Here is a 1784-nt window from a genome sequence, read left to right as displayed (position 1 = left end):
TCGAAGTCCGACCCGAGCTCGAAGCGGGTGCCGGCCGCGGAGAGGGCCCCGTGGCACACGACGCGGGTGAAGGAAACCGGCCCCCGGAAGACGGATTCGGAAAGCGACGTACGCCCCTTGAAGACCACCCGGTCGAAGTCTGCCCGCGCCCGAACCGACATCTCGTCGAGCACCGCCTCCTCCTCCATGACGGCGCGCGCGAACGAGACGGCCTCGTCCCAGGCGACCCGGGCGAACCGTGCCGCTCCGACGAAAACGGCGCGTTCGAAGAAGGCCGGCTCCTCGAAGGTGGCTCCTTCGAACGCCGCCGCCTTCTCGAAGACGGCACGGCCGAAGGAGGCCGCGCCCGCGAAGGTGGCGTTGTCGAAGCCCGCCACGTCCTTGAAGACGGCGCCGTCGAAGGACACGTCCTTGCCGAAGATCGCCTCGGCGAAGTCCGTCCGGCCCTCGAAGACCGCCCGGGTGAAGTCAGTCTCGCCGTTGAAGACGGGCATCCGCCGCCGCCCAGTCGTCCTTGAAGCACGCCCTCGCGAAGGCGGCCGAGTCCAGCACGACGGACCCCGTCCCCGGATCCCGCAGCGCGTCGAGCACCCTGCCCAGCAGTCCCCCCTCGAAGGTGGTCCCCCGGAAGTCGACGGAGGAGGCGGGCTCCAAGGTGCGCAGACAGGCGTCCTGTTCGGAGCGCGGCAGGTGGGCCAGGCAGCTCCGGCGGCCCACCACCCTGATGCCGATGCACCCCGCCGGGCTCTCGTCGCTGACGCCGTGACCACACCGGGGCCAGGCGGAATCCTCCAGGCGGTACGCCTCCGCGTCCGTCAACAGCTCCGCCACCCGGGCGGGGCCCCCAGCGAGGAACCATCCCCCCGGCTCCACCCCCAGCCGCCTGAGGGACCGCAGGGCCAGCGGACCGAGGACCTCGCGCAGCTCCTCGTACAGCGACGGGGAAACCGCGACCACGAGGCGCTGTGCGTGCCCCGGACCCCCGGACGTCAGCAGCTCCGTGATCGCGGGACTGTCGAGGATCCGGTCGGGATCCTCCGCCGGGTCACCGGGTTCCCCGGTTGCCAGGGCCACGGCGAGCGGCGGGCGCAGCCCTTCTGGTTCCCCGTCGCCGAGCCGGGCCAGCGCCCGGGGGAAGGCCGTCAGTACGAACCCGGCCCCGCTGTAGGCGCGCGGCCCGGACAGGGAGAACCGCAGCCCGCGCTGCAGCCCCCCGGCCACCCGCGCCCCGGCCATCTCCTCCAGCACCATCGCGGCCAGCTCGGCAGACGCTCGGAAACCCCCTCCGACACGCACTCCCAGGGCCACGCCGGCCCTGTGCCCCCCGCCGTCCAGCGCAACACGGAACCCGTCCTGCCCGAGCAGCGCCTCCGCCATCAGGAAGACCATCCGATCGGGCCGGACGGTGTGCACGACACCGATCAGCCCGCCCTGGGGGGTGTGAACCGGGCTGCCCCGGAAGTGGATCCAATCCTGCGCCTCCGGTGAGACCTCGGTGATCTCCGCGTTGCGGACGCGGCTGTTGATCCGGACGCCACCTGCGGCCGGGTGCCAGTCGTGGTTGTCCGCGAAGCCACGGACGACCACCATCGCCTCCCCTCCCGGGGCCGGAGTCTGCCAGACCGGCGGTGTGAAAACCGCAGGGTCCGCCAGGTCCTCCCCGCTCTCCAGCAGCAGCACCCGCGGGCTCGCGTCGTCCCACCAGACGGCCCGGCAGGCGGCCTCCCTGCCGTCGGGTGTGCCGGCCCAGGCGACGGTGTCCCGGGGGTTCGCCACCTCCGCGG

At 72.9% G+C, this 1784-nt stretch carries 1 protein-coding gene and 1 pseudogene; both read right to left on the bottom strand.

Annotated elements, in window-relative coordinates:
• Positions 1–494: pentapeptide repeat-containing protein (locus tag SSNG_RS28040; protein WP_042802092.1), on the bottom strand; the 494-nt coding region annotated here is incomplete at its 3' end.
• Positions 469–1784 (bottom strand): annotated as a pseudogene (locus tag SSNG_RS44965) (hypothetical protein); the annotation flags it as partial. The gene SSNG_RS28040 and the pseudogene SSNG_RS44965, both read right to left, overlap by 26 nt.

It is taken from the genome of Streptomyces sp. C, assembly GCF_000158895.1.
Lineage (GTDB): Bacteria > Actinomycetota > Actinomycetes > Streptomycetales > Streptomycetaceae > Streptomyces > Streptomyces racemochromogenes.
This window is presented reverse-complemented; position numbering and strand designations above follow the sequence as displayed.